General features: G+C 47.6%; 4 protein-coding genes. All 4 read right to left on the reverse strand.

The genetic code is table 11. The features are described from left to right. Positions 1 to 5: 5 nt before the first annotated feature. Positions 6 to 2,741, reverse strand: coding sequence for a TonB-dependent receptor plug domain-containing protein (locus tag VQ048_RS06880; RefSeq protein ID WP_327610952.1), 2,736 nt, complete (start codon positions 2,739 to 2,741; stop codon positions 6 to 8). A 477-nt stretch (positions 2,742 to 3,218) separates the two neighbouring features. After that, positions 3,219 to 3,602: an HU family DNA-binding protein gene (locus VQ048_RS06885; RefSeq protein ID WP_327610953.1), complete on the reverse strand. Its 384-nt coding sequence runs from the start codon at positions 3,600 to 3,602 to the stop codon at positions 3,219 to 3,221. Between the two features lie 82 nt (positions 3,603 to 3,684). After that, positions 3,685 to 3,879 carry a hypothetical protein gene (locus VQ048_RS13070; protein WP_503619822.1) on the reverse strand — a complete coding sequence of 65 codons (195 nt, stop codon included), beginning with the start codon at positions 3,877 to 3,879 and terminating at the stop codon, positions 3,685 to 3,687. Between the two features lie 707 nt (positions 3,880 to 4,586). Next, the coding region (locus VQ048_RS06890) for an FISUMP domain-containing protein (protein ID WP_327610954.1) at positions 4,587 to 6,000 on the reverse strand (1,414 nt) is incomplete at its 5' end.

Consider the following 6,000-nt stretch of genomic DNA (forward strand, 5'->3'; position numbering starts at 1 on the left):
ACGAATTAAAAACTAAAATTCAACCGCCCGAACACATAGCGTCCATTAAGACCAAACTGCGACGTGGAACGGGTATATACAAACTGGTCGTTATTATTGTTTTCCACCACATTCTTACTCGGATAAACATCAAACACGTTATTAGCTCCCACCGTAAGAGTAACCGACGAAAGCAAAGGAAAAGACACCGAAACATCGGTTATCACGCGATCCTGCATGATCTGATGAACAAACGCATCTCTTACCCCGTTCACCAAAATTCCGTCCGCCCCCGTAACTTTACCGAAGTAGCTGTTCCGAACATAAAACGCTAACGATTTCCACGACCCTTCATGCGACAAACTCGCCTTGAACCTGGGCACAGCCTCTTCCAAATAAACACGGGAACGCTCGGAGAAATAGACACTTTCCAATCCGGCTTCCCGCAACAAATCCGAAGCATGAATTCCGCCCACCTTACGGGTACGGTTAAGATTTAGAGCCAAATTGTTATTCAGTTTAAAATTGCCTGATTTCAAATGATGGGAAACCACCACGTCAATCCCACGGGTTTCGGTATCAATGGCATTGGCAAACAACTGGGCCGCATTCACTTCTGCCGCATCAAAGGCATCCTGCAACGCTCCTGCCGCCGGAGGACGGGAAAACTGATCCGTCAGCACAATGCGGTCGTCTATCCGAATAAAATAGGCGTCCGCCGTGAAGGTCAACCCAACCGATGGCAACCTGTACGTTAATCCTGCACTAAGCGACTTAGAAGTTTCCTGCTTCAACTTCGGGATTCCCAGCAATCGGGCGATCGGCGACACATTACTAAACGTCCCCACCTCGTAAAGCTCTCCGTTAAGAAACATCGTCGAATTCATATTGTAATAAATCTGATGAATGGAAGGGGCTCTGAACCCCGTAGAACCCGCTGCTCTCAAGTTAAACCGATCCGAAAACTTATACCTTGTCGCCAATTTATAATTGAAAGTCGAGCCAAAATCCGAATAATTTTCAAAACGTACCGCCCCGTTCACCAACCAAGCCTCGGTGGCATTCACTTCCAAATCCGCATACCCCGCTACCGAATAACGATTTTCATTCACCGCGTTTGCCGCCCGGAACCCCGAGAACACTTGCGAGCCACCCGGCAACACATTTCCAAAAAAGTCCGTCGGATTCACCGATTGAAAAGTCCGCTCGTTCCCCAAGACATCATACGCCAAATAAGAAGCCGGCTCCCCCGCGTTGATTTTGAAATTTTCCGTCCGCTGTTCCGCTCCGAAAGCCAAATTAGCCCCCGAAAGCCAATCCAAAGACCTGGAAACATCTAAATTAAGCGTATTTTGGGTAAACCGAAGCCCTCCCGCATAAAAAGACGAAGGCGAAAGAAACCTCAAACTCGTATTGCCCGTATTGAGAATATTGTAGTCGAAATGGTTCTGCCCAAACGTGTTGCTAAAATCCACCTTCCATGCCCCCAAACTTCCGCGAAGCCCCGAAGCCAAAGACAAATCCTGAATAGCAGCCTGGATCTGAGGCACATACCCGTCCGAATACAATCCCGTAAACGTCCGCGACTGATTCGGTCTGCGGTAAAAACCGCCCGAAGTCCCCTGACGGTAACCGTAACCACCAAAAGCATAAACCTTCCAATCGCCCGACACCGGAGCCTCCATATTGATAAAAAACTGATGGTTCGCCAGTTTGGACTGCCCCACCTGCATATTAAAATCTTTACGACTCAAGCCCCGATAAGCCAGTTCCTGATCCGTATAATCTGCTCCTAAAAGCGATTGGAGCTGTGCTATGCCGGCCGCTCCCGCAATCCGATTTTGAAAATCGGGAGAAAAATAAGCCACCTCCTTAGCGTATTGTTGGATATACCCAACCAACTGAGAAGCATTACTGGTCGTATTGATGTTAGTAAACAAGGAAGAAAGATTCACCCCATTCTCCAACGCCCGACGTTCGATCGCGTTATAAGCATTGAAAAGAGCTCCACTTTCTGTTCCGGCACGGTACGTGCGCTCCCTTAGCTGGGACGACCACGTTACATTGAAAAAACCGCCTCGGTTCCCAATTTTTGCTCCATAATTAAGATCCACCTGAAAAGTTTCCCCGTCAATGCCTCCCGTGTGATCGTTGGAAGCATAGCTGGGATTAGCCCCCGCCGTAATCTGCCCCGTCAATTTCCCCGTATCTCTTTTCAAAGTCAGGTTCATCACCCCCGAAATCGCATCCGAACCGTACTGAGCCGAAGCCCCGTCCCTCAAAACCTCAATACGACTTAGCGCAAAAGCAGGAATGGCATTAAGATCCGTCCCTACAGTACCCCTGCCCGGCGCCCCGTTAACATTAACCAAAGCCGAAGTATGCCTTCTTTTCCCATTCACCAAAACCAAAGCCTGATCCGGCCCCAACCCCCGCAATTGCGCAGGATCCAAATGGTCGGTGCCGTCCGCATTGGTCTGAACCGTAGAGGTAAACGAAGGCGCAATCACGTTAAGCATCTGATTAAGATTTGTCTGAGGGAGGGTTACCGCCATTGCTTTGAGATTAAACACATCCACCGGCACGGGACTGTCCGTCTTGGAGCGTCCACCGCCGCGGCTTCCCAACACGACTACTTCCTCCACCTCGGCCACTTTTGCCGAATCCGAACCTCTTTTTTGCGCCGACCATTCCGCCGAAAAAAACAGCGCTCCCGCGGTCAGTAGAACCCCGGTACTTTTTTTAGTAAAGCCTTTTTCCATATTTTTCTAAGTTTAGTTTTTTTGTTTTCCAATAAAATATTCTCCTAAAAATACAATGCTTATTCTCGCCAAACCTACCACATAAAACCTGAAAATCAATCCTATACAAGACCAGAAAATCCTAAAACCATTTTTATCAGGTCGCAAAGATAACCCTTTCTTTTAGTCTACCAAAATAATAGAGTATTATTTTTTAGAGACCTCCCACCGCCCCCTCGCCCCTTTCCTTTAAGTATCCACCGTTTCGCCTCCCCCGCTTAATCGGCATTCGCTTTTAAAAACGCGGATCCGTCCTCTTCCTCCATACCTTTTCCTCCAAAAAAAAGGATAAAATCCCTTTTTTTCCTCATAAACTCGGGGCGATTAAAAAAAATTATGCCGATAAAAAAAAATTCTATGCTTATAAAAAAAAATCCGATGCCTATAAGTTTCAGATTTTATAAGCATCGGTTTTTTAAAGGGTACTCAGGGGCTGGCCTAAACCTTCTCGTAGGTGAGGGTGGCTAAGGTATCTTTGATGCCCTTGCCCGGGGTGAAGATCACTTTGGCCTGTTTAATGGCGCTGGCGGTTACCTCTTTCTCTGTAGCTTTGCCCTCACTACTAAAGCTCACACGCAAACTGCCCAACTCTCCCAAACGGACAATCTGCCCATCGGCAAGGGAAGACTGCATCACATCCACCAAGGCGTAGAGTACCGCACGGATGTCTGCCCCGCTAACGGTGGAGATTTTCTCGATGGCTTGGGTGAGGTCGGTGAGGGTTTTCTCTCCGCTCATGTTGGGCGAAGCGTACCACTTTTTGTTACCGCCGCCGCTTACACCCGGCTGACCTCTTTCGATGACTTTAAATTTTACTGGCATAATACTTTTGTTTTTATGGGTTATACTTTAGTTTATTTATCTTAAAGGAGGGGTTACCCTCTTGGGTTCTTAAGCTGACTGCTTAGTTATCCTGGAGGCACCTTACGCTGAACCCGTTTGCTCGGTTGTTGTTGTTGCCCGCGTTGCTATTACTGCTATTGAACCATAGGTTCCAAGAGTTCGAACTATTGTTCGCCTCGCTGCTCCAGAAGTTGCCGTTGCTGCTCTGATTGTTGAACGACCCATCGTTGTTCCAACGGTTACCAGACGCCGGCAAACGGAGGCACCCCTAAAAAGCCCGACTCTGAAGGCGAAGCCAACAGAGAGAGGGCGAGCAAACTCGCACAGTTAAAGTCCATTCACACTATACACCTAAGTTTTTAGATGTAAGCGAATTCCCACTCATTATTCTCGTACCCATTGCATCGGCTGTTGCACCAAACAACACGCTGACTTATTAGCAAAGGTATGGACTTGGATTAGCTAACCTGTCTGAAGTGAAAAAATCACTCACTGATAGTTCAGCTCGAAAACATCAGCCGCCACAGACTACTCTGCCTACCATTGTATAGACCTTTGTAGCATTTTGTCTGCTTTGTTTTTCATACCCAGATGGAAGATCATTTTCGAATCTTAGAACTATTGACAAAACTTCCTTAATTATCTACATTTCAAAGAACTCACCAAAAGAACCTTTGCATAGACTACCGCGACACAAAAGACGCTACTATTTGTGTGGCTGGAGTGGGCTTATATAGCCTATCAATGCATCCTCTCGGCTAAGAAGGTATGTGTCTAAAACATACTTTCTATGCTATTCCCTCAAAAAAACAATGTTCTTTTTGGAGGGAGAAAAAACTTATTTTTTTCATTCATTTCGTCTTGAAGAGCCACTCCTTACTTTTTGAAAAGTTGGAGTGGACATCTCCCCCCGCCGGCTTGCCTTCGGCGGGCCGGCGGCATAAGCCCCAATGAACTTGCGTGCTAATCCTGGAGGCACCTTACGCTGAACCCGGTTGCTCGGTAGTTGTTGTTGCCCGCGCGGCTACTACTGCTACTGAACCACAGGGCCCAAGAGTGCGAACTATTGCCCGCCTCGCTGCTCCAGAAGTAGCCGTAGCTACTCCGACTGTTGAACGATCCATCGTTGTACCAACGGTAACCAGACGCCGGCAAACGGAGGCCTGTTTCGTTCCACATATTTGAATTACCACTGGAAGTTGTTCCAGTAGCTCCTGTAATTGCCGTATGCAACGCTTGCCACTCCGCGAGAGTAGGAACATGATAACCCTCAGGACAAGGATTATTCGCTCCATTAGCACGCCACAACTGATGACTTGAAGTTTGCTGATTAACAGAAGAGGTTACCCATGAATAATCTGATGAATTATACGGTATAAAATTGTTCGTACCTGCATTTGCCCAAGAAGAAGACACTGAACCTGAACCTGTATATTTAGGTGTACCATTTGTTGAGCTTGTCCAAGTAATGAGCTCGTGCCCGTCTGGCTTTCTCTGCCACTGGAACAATGAACCATAAGCATTATGGTCGGTTTTTGAGGTGGCTTGCTGTGTAGGATTGAAGACTGGTGAACCTACTCTTGCATACTCTGCACCCAAGTTGTTGTTTAACCAAGTTTTTCCATCTGGACCTGTAATGGGGATATAAATGAACTGATGCTCCATTTCGGTAGATGCCCAAGACGAAGGGCTACCCATATCTGCTAAACACTCCAAAGTGGTCTTACCAAAGCAACGATCGGGAATTCCGCCTGTGGCTTTTACCCCAAACGGCGTACTGGAGATATTCCCATTAAAGGTGATGGTGTAAGCCGATGCCCCCGAAATCAGATTGTACTGCTGACCGTCAGGACCATAAGTTTTCGCTTTGAAAGAGCTGCCCGACACGTTTCGCAACTTCGCCGTAATCGTTCCACTTGCCCCCGCCAAAGTCCCCGCAGGATAGTACAGCTTGAAGTTCTGAGTGCCTCCCGTATCGTTCTGAAGCGGCAAAATCTGCTCGTAAGCCAAATAACTGCCGTTGGTCGGGTTGGCATTGGTGTAAGGGATTTTCACCTCAAACTCGTAACCGTCTGGAATACCAGTGGCTGGCGAATGGTACTTTTGACCATTGTAGTTTAAAGCCACAATCAACTGGTCTTTTACTGGACCCAAAGTCGCCGTGGCTGCACTGATGTTAAAATTAGTGGTTAGGGTCGCAAACGGTGCCGAACTAAAGGTCGCCGTGGCAGTACCGGGAGCTGTTGGCGTCCCCGTTACCGGATATGTCAGCGTAAGCGACTGGTTGGCGGGGAGGGTTACGCTGCTGTTGCTACTCCCATTGATGCCCAAACCGTTGGAAATGCTGATGGCATTGCTCAAATCCAAGTTATTGAGG

Origin of the sequence: Bergeyella anatis (assembly GCF_036016955.1) — a bacterium.
Classification (GTDB): Bacteria; Bacteroidota; Bacteroidia; order Flavobacteriales; family Weeksellaceae; genus JAYWXI01.